General features: G+C 63.8%; 18 protein-coding genes. 10 read left to right on the plus strand and 8 right to left on the minus strand.

What is annotated here, in order from left to right; all coding sequences use genetic code 11:
- The first annotated feature begins 31 nt into the window (after positions 1-31).
- Complete coding sequence (locus HYR72_14635) at positions 32-589, plus strand: four helix bundle protein (GenBank protein ID MBI1816211.1); 558 nt, start codon at positions 32-34, stop codon at positions 587-589.
- 107 nt (positions 590-696) lie between these two features.
- Here the strand turns inward: HYR72_14635 and HYR72_14640 are convergent, their stop codons facing one another.
- Positions 697-1,749 carry an LLM class flavin-dependent oxidoreductase gene (locus HYR72_14640; GenBank protein ID MBI1816212.1) on the minus strand — a complete coding sequence of 351 codons (1,053 nt, stop codon included), beginning with the start codon at positions 1,747-1,749 and terminating at the stop codon, positions 697-699.
- Between the two features lie 449 nt (positions 1,750-2,198).
- On the opposite strand from HYR72_14640, the gene HYR72_14645 reads away from it, so the two are divergent.
- Positions 2,199-3,398: a glycosyltransferase family 1 protein gene (locus tag HYR72_14645; GenBank protein ID MBI1816213.1), complete on the plus strand. Its 1,200-nt coding sequence runs from the start codon at positions 2,199-2,201 to the stop codon at positions 3,396-3,398.
- Between the two features lie 102 nt (positions 3,399-3,500).
- Positions 3,501-4,526: a hypothetical protein gene (locus tag HYR72_14650; protein MBI1816214.1), complete on the plus strand. Its 1,026-nt coding sequence runs from the start codon at positions 3,501-3,503 to the stop codon at positions 4,524-4,526.
- A 453-nt stretch (positions 4,527-4,979) separates the two neighbouring features.
- On the opposite strand, the gene HYR72_14655 is transcribed toward HYR72_14650, so the two are convergent.
- The gene (locus HYR72_14655; protein MBI1816215.1) at positions 4,980-5,861 is read right to left on the minus strand and encodes an L-2-amino-thiazoline-4-carboxylic acid hydrolase; all 882 of its coding nucleotides are present in this window, start codon (positions 5,859-5,861) and stop codon (positions 4,980-4,982) included.
- Between the two features lie 464 nt (positions 5,862-6,325).
- Here HYR72_14655 and HYR72_14660 point away from each other — a divergent pair, with 464 nt between their 5' ends.
- Genes HYR72_14660 through HYR72_14675 form a run of 4 tightly spaced genes read left to right on the plus strand, consistent with a single transcriptional unit; the run spans position 6,326 to position 10,747 of the window.
- On the plus strand, positions 6,326-7,864 hold the full coding sequence (locus HYR72_14660) for an amidohydrolase family protein (GenBank protein ID MBI1816216.1): 1,539 nt from the start codon (positions 6,326-6,328) through the stop codon (positions 7,862-7,864).
- Complete coding sequence (locus tag HYR72_14665; protein ID MBI1816217.1) at positions 7,861-9,525, plus strand: M28 family peptidase; 1,665 nt, start codon at positions 7,861-7,863, stop codon at positions 9,523-9,525. The genes HYR72_14660 and HYR72_14665 overlap by 4 nt, the downstream gene beginning before the upstream one ends.
- 26 nt (positions 9,526-9,551) lie before the next feature.
- Positions 9,552-10,310: an alpha/beta fold hydrolase gene (locus HYR72_14670; protein MBI1816218.1), complete on the plus strand. Its 759-nt coding sequence runs from the start codon at positions 9,552-9,554 to the stop codon at positions 10,308-10,310.
- Entirely contained in the window at positions 10,307-10,747 is a 441-nt protein-coding gene (locus HYR72_14675) for an NUDIX hydrolase (protein ID MBI1816219.1), read from the plus strand. The genes HYR72_14670 and HYR72_14675 overlap by 4 nt, the downstream gene beginning before the upstream one ends.
- A 170-nt stretch (positions 10,748-10,917) precedes the next feature.
- On the opposite strand, the gene HYR72_14680 is transcribed toward HYR72_14675, so the two are convergent.
- From HYR72_14680 to HYR72_14695, 4 genes are all read right to left on the minus strand, one after another.
- Positions 10,918-11,448 (minus strand): PaaI family thioesterase, encoded by a 531-nt coding sequence (locus HYR72_14680; protein MBI1816220.1) that lies wholly within the window; start codon positions 11,446-11,448, stop codon positions 10,918-10,920.
- A complete protein-coding gene (locus tag HYR72_14685) occupies positions 11,414-11,659 on the minus strand; it encodes a hypothetical protein (protein MBI1816221.1) in 246 nt (81 codons plus the stop codon). Before HYR72_14685 ends, HYR72_14680 begins: the two co-directional genes overlap by 35 nt.
- Before the next feature lie 127 nt (positions 11,660-11,786).
- On the minus strand, positions 11,787-12,692 hold the full coding sequence (locus HYR72_14690; GenBank protein MBI1816222.1) for a CoA-binding protein: 906 nt from the start codon (positions 12,690-12,692) through the stop codon (positions 11,787-11,789).
- Between the two features lie 42 nt (positions 12,693-12,734).
- Entirely contained in the window at positions 12,735-13,943 is a 1,209-nt protein-coding gene (locus HYR72_14695) for an acetate--CoA ligase family protein (GenBank protein MBI1816223.1), read from the minus strand.
- A 193-nt stretch (positions 13,944-14,136) separates the two neighbouring features.
- On the opposite strand from HYR72_14695, the gene HYR72_14700 reads away from it, so the two are divergent.
- Positions 14,137-15,804, plus strand: a complete 1,668-nt coding sequence (locus HYR72_14700) for an acyl-CoA dehydrogenase family protein (GenBank protein MBI1816224.1) — start codon at positions 14,137-14,139, stop codon at positions 15,802-15,804.
- Positions 15,805-15,842: 38 nt separating this feature from the next.
- Entirely contained in the window at positions 15,843-16,085 is a 243-nt protein-coding gene (locus tag HYR72_14705) for a hypothetical protein (protein ID MBI1816225.1), read from the plus strand.
- A gap of 19 nt (positions 16,086-16,104) precedes the next feature.
- Here HYR72_14705 and HYR72_14710 read toward each other — a convergent pair whose 3' ends face one another.
- Both HYR72_14710 and HYR72_14715 read right to left on the minus strand, forming a co-directional pair.
- The gene (locus tag HYR72_14710; GenBank protein ID MBI1816226.1) at positions 16,105-16,863 is read right to left on the minus strand and encodes an enoyl-CoA hydratase/isomerase family protein; all 759 of its coding nucleotides are present in this window, start codon (positions 16,861-16,863) and stop codon (positions 16,105-16,107) included.
- A 118-nt stretch (positions 16,864-16,981) separates the two neighbouring features.
- Positions 16,982-17,230 (minus strand): hypothetical protein, encoded by a 249-nt coding sequence (locus HYR72_14715; protein MBI1816227.1) that lies wholly within the window; start codon positions 17,228-17,230, stop codon positions 16,982-16,984.
- A 183-nt stretch (positions 17,231-17,413) separates the two neighbouring features.
- On the opposite strand from HYR72_14715, the gene HYR72_14720 reads away from it, so the two are divergent.
- Entirely contained in the window at positions 17,414-18,229 is an 816-nt protein-coding gene (locus HYR72_14720) for a prolipoprotein diacylglyceryl transferase (protein ID MBI1816228.1), read from the plus strand.
- The last annotated feature ends 6 nt before the right edge of the window (positions 18,230-18,235 follow it).

The following is an 18,235-nucleotide window of genomic DNA, read 5'->3' on the forward strand; positions in this document are numbered from 1 at the left end:
TTTTTGGTCCTTTCCCCGGTGGGGGCGAGCTATGAGCAAAGGCTTCATACCCACGCACGGTGGCTACAAGAAGCTGCTCTCCCACCAGAAGGCGCAGATCGTCTACGACGCGACGGTTTCCTTCTGCGGTCGGTTCGTCGACAAGCGCAGCCGCACTCATGATCAGATGATCCAGGCGGCCCGCTCCGGCAAGCAGAACATCATCGAAGGCAGCATGGCCTCCGCGACATCCAAGGAAACCGAGATCAAGCTCACCAACGTGGCACGCGCCAGCTTAGAAGAGCTGCTGGCCGACTACCGTGACTTCCTGCGAGTGCGCGGCATAGAAGAATGGCCCAAGGATCATTCCTATGCGCAGCGCCTTCGCAACCTGAACAAGATTCCCAACGCCACCTACGCGACCTTCCGCAAGGGCATCGAGAACTCCGACCCGGCAATCGCTGCGAATGTGATCATCGGCTTGATCCGCGTGGCCAGTTACCTGCTGGACCGTCAGCTCCGATACCTTGAGGAAGCCTTTGTCAAAGAGGGCGGCTTGCGTGAACGCATGACCCGCGCCCGTCTCGAAGAACGGAAGCGGGCAAGATGAAGAACGCCGGTCGCGTCGCGTGTACGCCGTAAGCGCATCACCTGATCAAGGCGGTCGTCAGGTGAGAAGAACGGCACGCTCACCAGGAAAAGCCCGCGAGACTCTCTTCACATTTTGGCGACGACCTTCTCGCCGAATTCGGTCAACTGCTCCTCGCCTTTGACGTTGATCGCCAACAGCGAGAGTCCGTGTTCACTTTCGCGGCGGCGCAGTTCGTCGACGATCTCCCCCGGCGTGCCGGCCAGAACCATCGGGTGCCGCCGCGCCTGCTCCGCTGTCGGGCCGAAGAACGCCGCCATGCCCTCCAGGACCTGACGTGTCTGCGCCAGCGAGCTGGTGATCTGCAGGTTGAAGATCGTTGAGGCGTACTGCACCGCACCTTTCGGCCGGCCAGCGCGCGCCTCGGCTTCACGAACGCGCGCGAGCTTCTGGCGCACCGCCGCATCGTTGAACTTCTGTAGCTCGGTCAAAGTCGCCGTGCCCGCCTTGCCGAGCGCGGGAACCATGTGGACGATGTCGGCCCACTCGCCGGCACGGCGCAGGATGCCCGCACCGCTGCCGCCGAGCATCAGCGGAGGATGGGGCTGCTGCATCGGGCGTGGCAGGCAGACTGCGTCTTTCACGCGGTAGAACTTCCCTGCCAGCGTGAACGGCTCGGGTCGCCAGAGACCTCGAATGATCGCCACCGCTTCGTCCATCCGTTGCAGTCGCTCGCTCACGTCGGGGAAGTCGATGCCCATCATCTCGAACTCGGCACGCATCCAGCCGGCGCCGACGCCCGCGATCACGCGCCCGTCGCTGGCCTCGTCAACTTGCGCAAGGAGCCGCGCGTGCATGGCGGGATGGCGGTAGAGCATGCAGGCAACGTAGCTGGCGATGCGGATCGTGCGGGTGCGCTGCACCAATGTCGCCATGACGAAAAACAACTCGTACGCTGGCACCTCCGGGCGCAGCGTGCCCATGGCCTCGAAGACGTAGTGATCCGGCACGAACACCGCGTCGAATCCGAGGGACTCGGCCAACAGCGTCTGCGACACCACCGCCTCAATCCCCATCTGGTCATTCCGCACGCGGTCACCGGTCGCTGCCGGCGATCCGTATAATCGCGCCGACGATCGCATCGCATTCATGATGCCAGCGACCTGGAGGGCAAACTTCATGCGAGGATTGTAGAGCGAAAGCACTCGCGAGTCACGAGTCACGCGTCGGCGTCGCAGTCTGACCATGCCCCGCACCTCGCAGCCTTGTCCTTCTGACCGTTCCCTGTGTAAGCTTCGCCGCACGTTTGGGTAGAAACCCTTGCGGATTGTTTGTCCGCTGGGCTGCGGGGGCGAACATTGGAACTTGGGAAACCGAGTCAAACAGCGATCATTGTCGCCTTGTTCCGGGCAGCGCACCTCCATCTCCTCGGTGGCCCCAAGATCCACGAGGATACGTTCGCACTTCGCCTCAGCGGCCTGCGTGGCGGTTGATTGCGGCCGTGTTCTGAGGAGCGACCCACGGAACAGCGCGACCGCAATCGACTCGCTATGAACGGTCACGATACGGGAGATCCGGGTCCGACATTCACTTCAGTCGCGTCGACGATGCGCTCACAGGAGGGCCACCAGTGCGGATAATGTTCACGTCGATCGGTGGCCACGGCCACTTCCGTCCGATGGCTCCACTCGCGCAGGCGCTTCGCGACGCGCACCACGATGTGGTGGTCGCGACCATGGAGTCGTTCCGCGGGAGCGTTGAAGATCTCGGGTTGGAGATCATCCCGGTTGGCATCACGTATGTCGAGGCCATGCGGCGACTGCATGCCGCGCATCCCGAGTTTCGGTCATTGCGACCTGAGGAAGAGAGCCGGCGGGTTGTGACGGACCTCTTCATCGGCATACTCACTCCGTCCATTCTCGAGGCGCTGCCCCGCCTGCTCGGCTGGGCACCGGATGTTGTTGTGCGCGAAGAGGGGGAGTTCGCAGGGCCGATCGTGGCAGCGAAGGCAGGAGTGCCGTGGGTGGATCACGGCTGGGGGCCGATGCGCCCACCGGAGATGGTCATGGCAGCCGCGGCGGCGTTGGAACCGTTGTGGCGCGCCCACGGTCTGGAGCCCGATACGGCGGGCGGCACCTATCGCTGGCTCTATTTCGATCCGTGCCCCCCTTCGCTTCAGTTTCCATACGCAGCAAGCGTCGAGGTGGCGCATCTCGTGCGCCCGGAGATCGCCCGATCGCGCCGGCCGGCCTCCGGGCTCGATTGGATCAATCGCGTTCACCGGCCGATCGTGTACGTGACGCTGGGCACGGCTCCGCGCTTCGCCGGAGACTTGGAGTTCTTCCAGATCGTGATCGCCGCGCTGGCCGGCGAGGTCGAGCTCGTGATCACCGTGGGTCCCGAAGGTGACCCCGACGCCATAGGGTCCGTACCCGATGGCGTCCACGTCGAACGATTCATCCCGCAAGCAGCGCTGCTGCCGCACTGCGCGCTGGTGATCAGCAACGGCGGTTCGGGTTCTACGCTCGGCGCGCTCTCCCACGGTGTCCCGGTCCTGGCGGTCCCCGCGGCGTCGCCGAGCCAGCGTCGCAATGCCGATGCGCTCGCCGCGTCCGGCGCGGGACGGCGTCTTGAGCGTTACGAGCTGACCGTCGAGCGGATGCGAGCGGACGCGGATACGATGCTTGCCGACCCGTCGTATCGCGCCGTTGCGCAGCGGATCGCTCAAGAGATCATCGGGATGCCCGGAGTCGACCAGGCCGCGCTCCTTGTCGAGCAGCTCGCGGTGGAGCGCCGGCCGATTCCGACCACGCGGCTTGACGCTAGATGAACATAGGTCATGGGATGCTGCAGACGCTGACATCAAGACGTTGTGCTAGCGTTTCAGAAAGCCCGGCCCTATAGACCGCGGAAGAAATCGAGGGAGCCCTGAATGGCCGATACACGGAAGTTGCCTCCCGCCGTCGCATTGACCCGCATGGTCTCGGGGTTCCAGCTTCCGCGAGCGCTGCAGGTCGCGGCACGTCTGAAGTTTGGTCGGTACATTCGGGAAAGCCCGCGAAGCGCGGAGGATCTCGCCACTGCCTTGGGTCTGCACGCCCGCACCCTCCACCGCCTTCTCCGCTTCCTGTCGGAACACGGCGTCTTCGAGGAGCGCGAGGCCGGCATCTTCGGACCGACCGAACTCTCTGATCACCTCAATCTCGTCGACTCGATTTTCGTGGGCGACGAGAGCTGGGCGGCGTGGGGCGCCCTCCCGGAGGCGCTGCGCACGGGAAGACCGACTTTCGAGAGCGCCAATGGCGCGCCGTTCTTCGAGTACGCGGCGAGCCATCCCGAGCAGAATCAGAACTGGAACGACTGGAATTCTGTGACCGGTGGATCGTGGCTCCCACCGGTGGTGACTGCGCTTGGACTCAAGGGATCCGAGACCGTCGTGGACGTTGGGGGAGGCCAGGGAAATCTTCTGATCGAGATCCTCACACGATATCCTTCCTGTCGAGGTGTGCTGGTGGACCTGCCGGCTGTTGTCGAAGGCGCAGAAGCTCACTTGGAGCGAGCGGGTGTCCTCGATCGTTGCACCCTCGTTCCTGGAGACGCCTTTGCGAGCATTCCGACGGGAGGCGATGTCTACACGGTCTGCCGCGTACTTTTGAACTGGGATGATGACAGAGCTCTGAGCCTCCTTCAGAACTGCAATCGCGCCGCCGGCGCGCAGGCCCGGCTGCTGCTCGTCGATCTCCTGCTCCCGGAAAAGGGAGATCCAGCACGCCCCCTCCTCGCGCGAAACGATCTCAACCTCTTCCTCATGCAGGGGGGCGCGCATCGAACCCGCGAAGAAATGGCAACGCTATTCGCAGCGGCCGGACTGCAACTCGTCGGCGTCAGTTCCGCGGCGAGTCCGCACGCGGGCGGCTGGTGGCAGGTGATTGAAGGTCGTCGGCTGAGCGCGGCGTAAGCTGGAGCACAACTGAGGTGTCATGACTCTCGCAGCGAGCCTCGGCCCGGTAGCGGAGACTCGGATTCAGCCAGGCGACACTCACCTCTGTCCTGCGGGTGAGCGCGAACAGATCATCGTCGTGGTGCGTGGGGCCGACCTCGAAGTGGTCGGTGCGTCATCTTCCGAATTTGAGCGCAGGGTGGAGGGCCTTGTATTCCTACGCCACGCTCGCACTACACAGCGCACCCGGAACAACGGGACCACGGAGTATGCCGAGCTTGCTGTCGAGATCCTATGAAGGAGCCCGACCGACTCTGGGTGCGCCGTTCAGCAAGGCGCGAGAGCTGCCGCGAGCCGCTGAGCAGCTCGGGTGAAACGCGGCGAGGGGAAGACTCGGCCCGCTCGTACAGCGGACGCGCGCGGCCGGCAGGTCCAGCGGCTTGTTGTGTGGCATCGCCTTCGAACACGGATCTACTTCGAGGAAATAACGTTCGCATGACGGACCAGCAGCCTCCACCGTCCATTCTCGTTCCGCCAGATGTGCGTATAGCGCCGCCGTACGGTCTTGCCGGCGTCTGGATGACTGCCCTGAGGGACTACGGTCTCGCCGCCAAAGGTCACGGCGATGTCGCCATAAATTGCAACATGCTCCGTCGTACGGGAAAACGAGATGTAGCTGAACCGGGACGCCCGAACCGACTCGAGAACCTCTTGCTTCGCCATGACGGCGTTGTTGGGCGCATGTAGCAAGGCGTCAGGTGAATAGAGATCCTCGAGGGTCGCAACGTCGAGATCGAGTACCGCTTTCGCGCCCCGCTGATCGAGTTCTCGCAGGGCTGCTTCTGAGCGACGCTCGGTCGATCGATCATCTGAGGGGGAAGAATCGTCTTGGCTCTTCTGCTCGCGCCCACGTAGACGCCATCGGAAGTCGCAGTAGGGCGCGCCCTGCATCAGAGTCTGGGTCCCCCGTCCGAACTCCCAATCGGGTCGGAGTTTGGCCTGCGTCACGAAGTCAACGCCGCACGTGAGCAGCGCTCCAATTTCCGGCTCGCCGATTTCGCGGAAGTATTCGGCAAACTGGCAACGCGTCATGTTGATTCCAAACGCGCTATCGGTGTCGTGGACGACTTCGGTTTCGACAGGAAAGTTGTGCGCGACGTTGCCTTCTCTCGGGTGCGTGTTCCGAGCCGGCGTTCGACCAGCTTGCCAGTTGGCATACGCGTCGGCGATCGCTTGGCCGACGATCGCATGCGCTCGTTCCCTCCCGAGTTCACCCTCCAGGGCTTTGACGATCGGGATCACGATCCGCGCCTGGATCTTGACCGCGTCGAGCATGGGCAGCTTAGCAGTCATGAACACGCTCCTCGCGGCTCAGTGAAGCTGAGCCAACTATCGCTTTACCTTCATCCGCACGAACAGAACCGACCAACCCCGCGAACGGGCAACGGGAATACCACCATCCGCGCGTCCAACTCTAGTCCCCATTTCCGAGTGCCCTCCGTTGCGGTGGCGCTGCTGCCGGCTCCAGACTCGACGACCCTCGCCGCATAGCACCGTGACGACTCCTCGCCAAGCGATACGCCGGGCTCCCCACCCGCGTGCGCTGCGATTCAGCGCGTGAAGTGTCGGAACGGCCCGAATCGGCCGATGCGTGGCACGCTCGGCTCGATGGAGGCCGAAAGCGAAGGTGTGCGCGATCAGCGCGCCGAACAGTGCCATCCTGCCGTCATTGGTATACTCGGTACGGTCTACATCACTCCGTTGACCTGGGCACTGTGGCTGCACGATACTGCGCGCCAACTGAGTGGAGGAGTGTTATGCGCGAAGGCTGGCCGAACCTGTCCGCGGTCAACACACACGTGCGTGTCGTCAGCGACTTGCGATTTCCACCCGCTCTGGTGGTCGTACTATCTTGCGCGCTCTTGGTCCACACGGGCTGCGGCGCGCTCCGCCATGCGGTCTCCCCCACGAACTTTGACGTTGTCGTGCTCAATGGCCGCGTGATCGATCCTGAGTCGCAGCTCGACGGTGTGCGCAACGTCGGCATCGTGGGCGCGAAGATCGCGATGGTGACCACGGGCGCCATCGAAGGAGATCGGGTGATCGAGGCCCGCGGCTTGATCGTCGCGCCCGGCTTCATCGATCTGCATTCACACGGGCAGGATGCGGAGAACTATGTGCTGAAGGCCATGGACGGGGTTACCACTGCCTTGGAGCTCGAGGTTGGCGTCGGCGACGTCGATCGATGGTACGCCCAGCGCGAGGGCCGGGCGTTGATCAACTACGGCGCCACCGCCGGGCACATTCCGGCGCGCATGGCCGTGATGCACGATCCGGGTGAATTTCTGCCGACGGGTGATGCCGCACACCGTGCCGCCACCGACGCCGAGCTGGCAGAGATCACGCGACAGGTGACCCACGGGCTGGAACGCGGCGCGCTCGGTGTCGGACTGGGGATCCAATACACCCCGGCGGCGACGCGCTGGGAGGTGCTGGAGATGTTTCGCGTGGCGGCGCGATTCAATACGCCGGTTCATGTGCATATGCGTTTTGTCGGTCTCATGGAGCCGAACGGTTCCGTCGACGCGACCGAGGAAGTGATCGCCGCCGCGACCCTGACTGGTGCGCCCCTGCATATCGTGCATGTCTCCAGCATGGGATTGGGTAACACGGGCCGCTTGCTGCAAATGATCACGGAAGCGCGAGCCCGCGGCTTGGATGTGACCACCGAGTGCTATCCCTACACGGCGGCGGCGACGCGGATCGAATCGGGCATGTTTGACGATGGCTGGCAGCAACGGATGGGCGCGGACTATCACGACCTGCAATGGGCGGCGACCGGGGAACGGCTGACGGCCGAATCCTTTGCGCGCTATCGAAAAACCGGGGGCAGAGTCATCGGCCACGTGATTCCCGAGTCGGCCGTCAACGAAGCGCTGCGTAGCCCGCTGACGATGATCGCCAGCGACGGCCGGCTGGAGCATGGAAAGGGACACCCGCGCAGCGCCGGCACCTACGCCCGCGTCCTGGGCCACTACGTGCGCGAGGAAAAGGTGCTGACCTGGATGGAGGCGGTGCGCAAGATGACGATCATGCCGGCGCAGCGGTTGGAGCAGCGCGCGCCGATGATGCGCAACAAGGGCCGCATCAAAGTTGGCGCCGATGCGGACATCACGATCTTTGACCCGGAACGAGTCATTGATCGCGCCACGTACGAGGAGCCGGCGTTGCCGTCCGCGGGGATTCAGCACGTGCTCATCGCTGGCGTACGAGTAGTGACGGATGGCAAGTTGGTTGACGGTGTGACCCCGGGCCGGCCGGTGCGGGCACCGGTGAAAGGGGGGCGTGTAGAATGAAACGACAAGCGTACACGATCGCCAGCATAGTGATCATTGCGAGCCTCTGGGCTGCGTGTAGCGCGCAGAGGCGCGGCTCAACACTCGACAATGCCTCTACCGGATCGACGCAGATCACGTCTGCGACCTTGGCGGCTCCGATCCGATTTCTCGCCAGCGATCTTTTGGAAGGGCGCGGCCCCGGCACGCGGGGCGATCTGTTGGCACGCCTGTACATCGCGACGCAGATGCAAGCGCTGGGCTTGGAGCCGGGCGGTGTGGACGGGTCATGGGAGCAACCGGTGCCGCTGTTGGGTGTGACCGGGCAACTCGGACCGCTCGGTGCAGCCGGAACCAAGAGTTCACTGGCGCTGACACCGTCGGACGACTTCGTCTCCTTTCGCTTCGTGTCGGCCAGCGAGACCGTCTCGTTGGGCGGCGAGGAGCTGGTGTTTGCCGGTTATGGAATTCAAGCGCCGGAGTACCAGTGGGATGACTACAAAGATACGGATGTGCGCGGCAAGGTCGTGCTCCTCCTCTACAACGATCCCGACTGGGATCCTGCGCTGTTCGCCGGCAAGCGCCGGGTCTACTACGGGACACCGCAGTACAAGATCGAGGCGGCGGCGCGTCGTGGCGCGAAAGGCATCGTCCTGATCCATACGCGCGAGTCGGCCGGTTGGCCGTGGCAAGTCGCGCAGACATCGAGCGCCGGCGAGCAATCACGACTCATAGAGAACACCAGACCACAAACGGACGTGTGCCTGATGGTCACCGAAGACAGTGCGCGTCGGCTGGCTGCGCTCGGCGGTCATGATCTGAGCCAGCTCGTGGCGGCGGCACACAGCCGAGACTTCGCGCCCGTTCGGCTCAACGTGACGCTGCGGCTGCGTATCGAGAACCAGTTGCGGCGCTACGAGTCGGCAAACGTCGTCGGGATTCTGCGCGGCCGCGATCCGCAGCTTCGCGACGAGTCCGTCGTTTTCACCGCTCATCACGATCATCTCGGCCTCAAACCGCGACCTGATGGCACGCTCGACATCTACAACGGCGCCGTCGACAACGCCGCGGGTGTTGCGCAGCTCCTGGCGATCGCCCGTGCCTTCACGGCGCTCCGCGAACGGCCACGCCGCTCGATCGTCTTCGTGACGGTCACCGCGGAAGAACAGGGGTTGCTGGGATCGGAGTACTTCGCGGTGCATCCGACGCTTCCGTCCGGCCATCTGGTCGCCGAGGTGAACTTTGATGGCGGCAATGTTTTCGGGCGAACGCGCGACGTCTCCTTCGTCGGCGGACGGAAGTCGTCACTCTACGACCTCGCCGCTGAGCTGGCCCAACGCCAAGGCCGCTCGGTCGTCGACGAACTCTTTCCAGAGGATGGGGCCTTCTACCGCTCCGATCAATTCAGCTTCGCCCGCGTCGGCGTGCCGGTGCTGTGGGCGCGGTCGGGAACCGACGTGATCGGCCGACCGCCGGGATGGGGAAAGGAGCAGCGCTTAGAGTTCATCGCCAAGCGCTACCATCAACCGAGCGACGACTTCGATCCCAAATGGGATCTTGGCGGGATGGTCGACGACGCACAGCTCGCCTTCGCCGTCGGTCTCGATGTCGACAACGCCGACCAGCCGCCGGCATGGCTTCCCGGAGACGAGTTCGCAGCGGCACGCCGACCCAAGCCATAGTAAGACGGCGACACTGGAGGTTCGCGATGCCGTACGTCGACGCCAACAGGATTCACACCTACTACGAGCACCACGGCGATGGGCCGCCTGCCGTGCTCTTGCATGGTGCGGCGATGGTGGCCGAAGGCTGGGGGCCGCAGATCGGCGCCTTCTCGAAACACTTCACCGTGTACGTGCCTGAGCGCCGTGGCGTTGGACGTAGCGCGGATATCGATAGACCCTGGACCTACTTCGAGATGGCGCGCGACACCGCCGCGTTCATGGACACACTGAAGATACGCGAGGCCGCCGTCATCGGGCTCAGCGACGGCGGCAACATCGGATTGATCCTTGCCTACTCACGACCGGATCTGGTGAGGAAGTTGGTGGTGAGCGGAGCGAACTCCAGCGCCGACGGCCTCGGCCCGTTCAAGGACGAGGTTGCGCAGATGACACCGGAAGCGTTGCTAGCGACAGCGCCACCCCAGGTGCAGCCGTGGATCGAAGTGCATCGCCGCGTCTCGCCGGACCGCGGCGCCGACCTCGTTCGGTCGTTCGCAAAAATGCGGCGCATGTGGCTCGACTACGAAATCCCCGTGGCGTCGCTGGCGGCGATCGCTGTTCCGACACTGGTGATGGCGGGCGATCAAGACCTCATCCCGGTCACGCACACGGTTGAAATCTGGTCGGCGATTCCCGGAGCACAACTCTGTATCGCGCCGGGGGCGAGCCACTTCTGGCTGCAGGAAATGTCAGCGCTCGCCAACGGACTCATCCTCGACTTCCTCTTGAAGCGCGTGGCTTGATAGCACCCGTGCGCACGACTCGCTTCCGCACCGTCCGCTGCATCATTCGCCAGGGAGATCGGTTTCTCCTCGTGATTCACCGTGGGGCGCGGGCGGCGGCTCGGAGATGGGGTCTACCCGGCGGACGCATGGAGGAGCGTGAGAGCTTCGAGGACACGGCGCGGCGCGAGATCCGAGAGGAGTTGGGGATCATCCTCGGGCCGCTGATCGAAGTCGGCGAGTATCGCTACAAGGGCGCGCGGCACAAGGTGCTTGGAACGGAATACGTGGAGCCCATCATCGTCTTTCATCGTGCCGAGTTGCGGAAGATCGGCTGGCACACTCTGGAGGAGGTCGTGGCGCTGGCACGTGCAGGCAATCTGCACGCCGGCTTCGAGCACCACGCCATCGGTGACTTCGTCCGCCAGATCACGACCGAGCGCGGAACGCGGGAATAGGAGCGAGGCGCGTTTCAGGCTAGCCAGCAGGCAGTCATGTCTCGCGCATATAGCTGATTCCGGGTGGCCCATGGTCCGAACCACTCGCCATATGCCATCGGCCATCCGCGAGTGCCTGCGGTGGCGAAACTTGGGTCAGCAATTCGACCAAAGCGGTTGCGCGTACCGAGTTACACGTCGCCGAGTTTTCGGGTCAGATCCACCTCGCGCATCGTCGTTACCGCGAAGACCAGCAACGTGGCCGCTTCGTCGAGGAAGCGCGTTTGCACGAAACGCAACCGACCGCGCGCCTTGATCAACTCGCTCTCGATGACGAAGCGTGGACCGACGACCGGTTCGAAGTAATCGATGCGCATGTTGGTGGTTGCCAGCCAGTGCCGCGGTGAGCCGGGTTCCTCGCCGGCGCGCACGGTCATCAGTGCTACCATGTCGACATACGTCGGCGTGAAGCCACCGAAGAGTTGACCGCGAGGATTCTTGACGTGTGCGGGGACGTGCGCGGCGATGCGAAGAAATCCCTTGCGCCGCTCGGTGACGGTCCACTCGTAAGCTTCGAGGAAATCACCTGCGGGATGACCGCGTCCGACCAGACGCGACGGATCGCTGGTCCACCACGGTCGCCGACGCAAGAGGCTGTCCGCGTCCGACGCCACAGCGCCGCCAGGTTTACGCTCGGCGCTCAAGGACTTCTTTGTCGCCATAGAGTCGCTTGACGCGGACGCTACCGGGCGCCCCGACATCGAGACAGAGTTCGCACAGGGTGCACTCGTCGAGGTTCTTCTCGACGATCTGCACCCCGCCGCCAGTTCCGGCCGCGAAGATGTTCACTGGGCAGACTTCGACCAGCTTCTTGACCAGCTCCGCGTCGTTGGCGACGGCCGGGCTCACTTCAACTGCGATGAACAAAGCCATTCGGACTCCCTTTACAACGGATTGAACGGATTAAACGGATTTGAGGGACTCGGATCGTGAACGTCGAATTGCTCTGGCCTCCGAAGCATGAATCCGTTCAATCCGTTTAATCCGTTGTAAACCATCTTCATCCGGTCATCCCGATTCGTGTCTTCACGAGCGCGGGGATGTCTTCGATGCGCTCGGCGATCGAGATGCCGGCGGTTTCGAGGCGCTTGATCTTCTCTGCTGTCGTGTCGGCCTTACCTTCGACGATGGTGCCGGCGTGACCGAAGCGCATACCGGGCATCTCGTCCATGAAGCGGCCGGCCATGAATGCGATGATCGGCAGCCGCGACTTCTTCTCGACGACGTAGCGCGCCAGCTCGGCTTCCATGCGGCCGCCGGGCTCGCAGTAGATCACGATCGCTTTGGTCTCGGCGTCGGCTTCGTAGAGTGGCATGAGATCGGCGTAGGTGGAGCCAATGACCGCGTCGCCGCCGATCGACACCGCGGTCGATTGCCCGAGTCCCGCCGCGGTCAGCGTGTTGCACATCTCCGTCGTCATGCCGCCGGAACGCGACATGACGCCGATCGGACCCTTCTTGAACGCCTTCTTCGCGTCGACCGCGCGGCCACCGAGCCCGCCCATCTTGGCTTCATCGGGGGACAAGACGCCGAGACAGTTCGGCCCGATGATGCGCGCGCCGCGCAGTCGCGCCAGCTCGACCATCTGCGCGACCTCGAAACGCGGGATGCGCTCGGTGACGACGACGATGGTTTTGATTCCGGCTTCGAGCGCCTCGTACACGGCGTCACGCGTGAAGGCCGGCGGTACGGCGACAACCGAGCCGTCGACCCGCGTCTTCGCGGTGATTTGCCTCACCGTGTCGTAGACCGGAATGCCGTAGACGTCGCGTCCGCCACGACCTGGGGTCACGCCCCCAACCACTTTAGAGCCATAGTCGAGACACTCGCGGCTCATGTTCACCGCCTCGCGGCCGGTGATGCCTTGAATGATAAAGGTGTCGTCTTTGGTGATCAGAATCGACATGCCGTCCTCAGTTCCCAACCATCAGCCATCTGCAATCGGCCATCAGCCAACCCGCATCTTCGCGACGGCGCGGCCGGCGGCTTCGTACATCGACACGGTGCGGTCGCAATACTCGACGCCGTAGTGCTTGAGGATCTTGAAGCCTTCGGTTTCCCATGAACCCGGAATGCGGAAGATGGCGATTTTCTCCGACGGCTTGTGGCCGGATTCGATCACGCCTTTGATGACGCCGCGGGCCACGATGTCGACGCGGGTGTTCGACACCACGTTCATCATCACTGCGATCTTCTTCACGCCGGGTTTGGAGAGAATCAGCTTGGTCAGTTCGCAGGTTTTGGTGACACTTGGGTTGCCGCCGATCTCGCAGTAGTTGGCGGGCCTGCCGCCGTGCTTGCGAATGGCATCGAACAGCGTGAGCGAGCCGCCGCCGGCGCCGATGACGAGGCCGAGATCACCGTCGAACTCGACGACGTTGCCGGCGACGCCGCGATGATCGCCGGCATCGACGGCCACACCTTTGATCTCGAAGTCCGTCGGCGGACGCGCTTGGCGCTTCTCTTCCGGATCGATGCCGAGCTCCTTGAGAATCGCCTTCTGGCTGTCGCGCGCGTCATCTTCCATGTCGACGTGGCCGTCGAGGCAGACGAAGCGGCCGTCGGCCAGCTTCGCCAGCGGATTGATCTCGGCGAGCGTGAGACCGTAGGTGATGAAGATGCGCGCCAAACCGGCGGTGATCTGCGCCAGACGATTGAGGTCGGAGCCGCTGATGTTGAGCGAGGCGATTAATTCCTTCGCCATGAAATCGGAGAACGGCAGCAGTGTGGAGAAATTGCGCTTGGCGATGTGTTGGGGATGAGTCTCGGCGACTTCTTCGATATCGATGCCGCCCATGTCGCTGCAAATCATCACCGGCAGCCGCGCCACGCCGTCCCAGGTCACACCGACGTAATACTCCTGGGCGATCGGGGCGCGCGCTTCGACCAGCACGCCGCGGGGCGTGTGGCCGTTGATGGTGAGCGCGAGAATCTTTTTCGCCGCGGCGGCGGCGGCGGCGGGGTTGTCGCTAAAGAGCACGCCGCCGGCCTTCATCCGGCCTCCCGTCAGCACCTGCGACTTGAGCACCACCGGCCCGGCGATCTCCGCCGCGATGGCGCTGGCCTCTTGCGGTGTGTGCGCGACCTTCGATCCCGTCGGCAGCGGCACGCCGTGCTTGCCGAACAATCGTTTCGACTCGTATTCATAGAAGCGCATCGGCAGCGCGGTACTACCTTCCCTGCGAAAGGTCAAATAAGTTGACGGCCTCGCGTGCCGCAAGAACCACGTCAGGGTGGCACAGGCTGCGCGGCGCACCACCCCTGGTCTGATCTGAAGGGCGATGATAGACAGCCAACACTTGGGCCGGCACTGTCCCGCCCGTCAATGAGCACGAGAGGACGTAGCGAGAATGGCAGACGTGAATGTGAGGCCGATCGATCTGGCGGGCGTGGAGAGTGTGGTCACCACCACCGACGCGCTGGTGCGTGAGGCGCTGGATGTCGCGCGCATGCGAACCGACGGCGGCAAGGGGATCGATGACGAACAGGTGCATTGCGAGCGACTCGCGTATGCCGCAACCGAAGTGGCCGCCGCTCGTGATCTGCTCGCCTACGCCAAGTCGGCCGCAGCGCAGGGCCATCGCGATCCGGTAGTGGAAGAGATGGCGGCCGTGTTCGCGGCGGAAGTTGCGCAGCGCGTGAGCGGCAACATCGACGCCCACGCGGAGGAATTCGGAATTGGCGACAGCCGCCTGAATCAGACCGTCGGCGAGTCGCAGATGAAAGCGTTGCTGCGCGCAGGTTTGAGCGACGCGCGCATTCGCGCGATCGGCCGCCACGTCGTCGAACAGCGCGGCGCGAATCACTCCTGGCTGGGCGACGAGATGGCAGTGATGACCCGCGATTCGGTGCGCCAGTTTGCCGAAAGCGAAGTCGCGCCGATCGCCGAGCACATCCATCGTCACGACGATCTGATTCCGGAGAGCATCATCGCGAAGATGAGCGAGCTGGGTTTCTTCGGTATGTCGGTGCCCGAGGAATTCGGCGGCGGCGGCATGGGCAACCTGGCGATGATTCTCACCACCGAAGAGCTGTCGCGCTGCTCGCTCGCCGCCGCGGGCAGCTTGATCACGCGCCCGGAGATTCTCACCAAGGCGTTGCTCAAGGGCGGCACGGATGCGCAGAAGCAGCAGTGGCTGCCGCCGATCGCGGCGGGACAGATCATGGTCGGCATCTCGGTGACCGAGCCCGATACCGGTTCGGATGTCGCGTCGGTGAAGTGCCGGGCCGATGCCGGTGAGGTTGGTGGCAAACAGAAGGGCTACGTCATCAACGGCGCCAAAGCCTGGTGCACGTTTGCCGGCCGCGCCAATGTGCTGGCGCTGCTTGCCCGCACCGATCCGGATTTGAAGAAGGGTGCACGCGGCTTGTCGCTATTTATCGTGCCGAAGGATGCGTTCACCGGGCACGAGTTCGAGATGAAGCAGTCGACCGGCGGAGTGCTAGTCGGCAAAGCCGATCGCACACCCGGCTATCGCGGCATGCATTCGTACACGTTGAACTTCGATAGCTACTTCGTCGCCGCTGAAAATCTGGTTGGTGAAGAGGGCGGACTGAACAAGGGCTTCTATCTCCAGATGAACGGCTTCGCCGCGGGCCGCTTGCAAACAGGCGGACGCGCGACCGGCGTGGCGCAGGCCGCGCTCGAATGCACGGCCGCGTACGCCAACGACCGCAAGCAGTTTGGCCAGCCGATCGGCAGCTTTCACCTCACGCAACACAAACTCGGCCGCATGGCGACGCACATCATGGCCGCGCGCCAGCTCACCTACGCGGCGGCGCTGGCGATGGACGCCGATGAATCCATCGCCATCGAGCCGGCGATGGCGAAGTTATTCGCATCGGACGTTGCCGTGTGGACCACGCAGGAAGGTCAACTCATCCACGGCGGCTGGGGTTACGCGGAGGAATTTGCGATCTCCCGCTACGTCGTCGACGCGCAAGTGCTGCCCATCTTCGAAGGCGTCAAGCCGATCCTCGAACTGAAAGTCATCGCGCGCAATTTGCTGGGAAGTTGATTCACTGCGGAGACACGGAGGCGCAGAAGCAGGCGGCGATGGCTGACACTTTCCTCTCCGAAGACGAGATTCAACAAGTCCTCGAAGCCCGCGCTGGCGCGCAGAAGCTCCTCGACGAGCTGTTGCAACGGCAGAAGGAGATCGAGGCCAATCCGCCGGACATTTCGGCGCAGCAACTCGCGGAGGGGCGCGCCGCCTTTCAGAAGGCGATCGACGCTGCGCGCCGCACGTTGACGAGCCTCGAAGAGGCAATGCGCGTGGCGGGAATCCAGTTGAACTAACCCAGCGGTACGGTCGCCGCTAAGCCCTCACGCCGAGTTTATCGCGCTGCTTCTTGCGGGCGGCGCGGCTCTCGGGGGTGATCCACACCGACATCGTGCGCAGTGCCTCTTCGTCCGTCTCGGCCGCCATGAGTGCCGCCGTCTCGGCGACGAACGCGGCCTTGGCATGCGCGTAAGCTTCGCGTGGAAATCCGGCGAGACGAGTGGCACGTTTGAGTACGGTCTCCTCAAACGTCTCGCGCGGAAACAACTCGTCGACCACGCCGAGGCGCAGCGCCTGACTCGCCGGGTAGAGTGCCGCGCCGAGTATCAGCTCGGTTGCTCGCGCATGCGCGAGGCGAAGCCGTACGATCTCGAAGGCCGCCTTCGGGAATGACGCGCCGACGGCGACTTCGTTGAGACCGACGCGATAGTCGCCCTCGGCACCGAGTCGATAGTCGCACGCCAACACGAGCACGAGACCGCCGGCGATGGCGTGCCCGTTCATCATTGCGATGGTTGGCTTCGGCAGCATCAGCAGCTTGCGATGCGTGTCACGGTAGAGACGATACAGATCGGTAGCCACTTCGTCGTCCCGCCGCGGGGCGGAGAAATCGAAGCCGCCGCTGAAGAACGAGCCAGCGCCGGTGAGGACGACAGCTCGCGTATCGTCCGACGCCGCGGCGTCGAGCGCCACGTCGAGATCGTGCAGCAGCGTTTCGTCGATGGCGTTGGCGGGCGGCCGATCGAGCGTGAGGATGCGCACACCGCCGTCAAGATCTCGTGCTCGAATCGTCATGGTGCTCGCTATAGCACACGACCACCACCGTGTAGCCAGACTTGCGAGAGGCGGTTCCTCTTGCGCGGAGAAGGGAGTAGTACGAGGCGCCAAGAAGCCGATCGTCAATGTCGAGATCTCATCGTCCGCTACGCCTTGCCGTGCTCGCTGCTGCGTGTTTCCTGCCAATCGCGGGATCGGCAGTGCCGAGCGCAGCGACAACTGCGTCGGCAACGGCGACTCCAACCATCACGTCGACGCCCATCCGGACGGCAACGCCCACACTGAGTGCGACCACGACGCGTACCGCCACGGCCACGCGCACCACCGTTTTCACGCGCACCCCGACCGCCAGCCCGACACCAACGCCGACACCGCCTCTGATCATTACTTTGAGCAAAGGCTGCGCGATTGGTTCCGGTGGGGATCGCGGGTCTCGCTTCGTGGACCTCTCGTTGCTGCTTGGGTCGCTGTGCTGGTGCGGCCGTCAGCGCGCCCGCTGTCGGCGTCGATCGGGGCTCAACCCCGTGCGCGACTGCTCGGCCTTCTTCTTGACACGGCGAATCGGTCCGTGGCAGAGCGCGACCAAATGAAGCCGGAGCTATTCGGACTATCGACGTACTTCCTGATGTGGGGCGTCGCGGTAGTGCTCGGCGTTTGGTCGGGCACGCGCCTGGCGCAGCGCGCGGGATTGCCGGCGCGCGAATCATTCCTGGCGGTGTGCGCGGTGGCGTTCGTGATCTTCGCCGGTTCGAAGCTGCTGTTCCTCACCGAGCACGTGCTGTTCCCCGACGATGACCCGATGCCGATCGGACAAAACAGTTTGTGGAAGATCTTTTGGCACGGGTTCCGAATTCCCGGCGGCATCCTGCTGCTAGCCGCGGCGCTACCGTGGATCGGCCGTGGCTTCGCGTTGCCGACGCGTCGCTTTGCCGACGCGATCATGCCTGCGGTGGGCGTCGCGGTCGCGTTCATTCGGCTCGGCTGTTTCTTCAACGGCTGTTGCTTCGGGGGTGTGACCCACTTTCCACTGGCGGTCACGTTCCCGCCGAGCGCGCGGGTGTACGAGTGGCAAATGATGCAAGGCCTGATTTCCGGACCGATGCCGCGGTCGTTGCCGGTGCACCCGTTGCAGCTCTACTTCGCCGGCATCGGCGTGTTGATGTACGTGCTCGGGCGTCGTTGGCAAAATACGAAACACGTCGATGGTGAAGTGTGGGCGAACACGTATCTGCTGTTCTTTGGCGCGACCTTTATGCTCGAACTGTTGCGACCGGCTCCGTTGCACCTCAACTTGATTCTGACGTCCACGGTGGTTGCCGCGACGCTGATCGTACGAACGCGCGTGCGCCAAGCGACGGCAGCCGTCGCCGGCGCGCATCCGTGAGCGGTG

It is taken from the genome of Deltaproteobacteria bacterium, assembly GCA_016178705.1.
In the GTDB taxonomy this organism is placed as follows: domain Bacteria; phylum Desulfobacterota; class Binatia; order HRBIN30; family JACQVA1; genus JACOST01.

Bases quoted from the DNA above. Each gene is read 5' to 3' on its own strand.
- HYR72_14695 (MBI1816223.1), bottom strand. From the start codon at position 13,943: ATGCGCTTCTATGAATACGAGTCGAAACGATTGTTCGGCAAGCACGGC.
- HYR72_14680 (MBI1816220.1), bottom strand. From the start codon at position 11,448: ATGGCGACAAAGAAGTCCTTGAGCGCCGAGCGTAAACCTGGCGGCGCT.
- HYR72_14705 (MBI1816225.1), top strand. From the start codon at position 15,843: ATGGCTGACACTTTCCTCTCCGAAGACGAGATTCAACAAGTCCTCGAA.
- HYR72_14710 (MBI1816226.1), bottom strand. From the start codon at position 16,863: ATGACGATTCGAGCACGAGATCTTGACGGCGGTGTGCGCATCCTCACG.
- HYR72_14670 (MBI1816218.1), top strand. From the start codon at position 9,552: ATGCCGTACGTCGACGCCAACAGGATTCACACCTACTACGAGCACCAC.
- HYR72_14655 (MBI1816215.1), bottom strand. From the start codon at position 5,861: ATGACTGCTAAGCTGCCCATGCTCGACGCGGTCAAGATCCAGGCGCGG.
- HYR72_14660 (MBI1816216.1), top strand. From the start codon at position 6,326: ATGCGCGAAGGCTGGCCGAACCTGTCCGCGGTCAACACACACGTGCGT.
- HYR72_14685 (MBI1816221.1), bottom strand. From the start codon at position 11,659: ATGGCTTTGTTCATCGCAGTTGAAGTGAGCCCGGCCGTCGCCAACGAC.
- HYR72_14640 (MBI1816212.1), bottom strand. From the start codon at position 1,749: ATGAAGTTTGCCCTCCAGGTCGCTGGCATCATGAATGCGATGCGATCG.
- HYR72_14650 (MBI1816214.1), top strand. From the start codon at position 3,501: ATGGCCGATACACGGAAGTTGCCTCCCGCCGTCGCATTGACCCGCATG.
- HYR72_14665 (MBI1816217.1), top strand. From the start codon at position 7,861: ATGAAACGACAAGCGTACACGATCGCCAGCATAGTGATCATTGCGAGC.
- HYR72_14700 (MBI1816224.1), top strand. From the start codon at position 14,137: ATGGCAGACGTGAATGTGAGGCCGATCGATCTGGCGGGCGTGGAGAGT.
- HYR72_14715 (MBI1816227.1), bottom strand. From the start codon at position 17,230: ATGATCAGAGGCGGTGTCGGCGTTGGTGTCGGGCTGGCGGTCGGGGTG.
- HYR72_14635 (MBI1816211.1), top strand. From the start codon at position 32: ATGAGCAAAGGCTTCATACCCACGCACGGTGGCTACAAGAAGCTGCTC.
- HYR72_14690 (MBI1816222.1), bottom strand. From the start codon at position 12,692: ATGTCGATTCTGATCACCAAAGACGACACCTTTATCATTCAAGGCATC.